We start from the raw sequence: 374 nt of genomic DNA on the forward strand, positions 1-374 counted from the left end.
GTGTAAACAACAATGCCACCCTCAGCCACGCTCGGCGTGGCAGTCAGGGAAACGGTGCTGGTGTCGATGGTGTCAGTAACGTCGGTGACTGCTGGAGCTGGATTGGTTTCCAGGTGCTCGAAGTTGCCGCCTTCGGCCTTGGTAATAGTCGCTTCGACCTTGCCGGCGTCTTTGTAGACGTCATCAGCTGGCGCGGCGACAGTTGCCGTGCCCGAAGTGGCACCGGCAGCAATCGTGATTACGGCACCGTTACTCAAGGTCACGGTGACCGGAGTACCGGCAGCGTTGGTCAGGGTTGCGGTGTAGACGATGGAACCGCCCTCGGCCACGGACTCAGTAGCCGAGAGGCTCAGGGTTGTAGTGTCCGGGGTATC

1 protein-coding gene is annotated in these 374 nt (G+C 60.4%); it reads right to left on the bottom strand.

Features of this window, described 5'->3' with window-relative positions; all coding sequences use genetic code 11:
• A partial coding sequence (locus tag ACUXVH_RS31700; RefSeq protein ID WP_445496870.1) for an immunoglobulin-like domain-containing protein occupies positions 1 to 374 on the bottom strand: 374 nt, incomplete at both ends.

This window comes from Pseudomonas sp. 8(2025) (assembly GCF_052665325.1).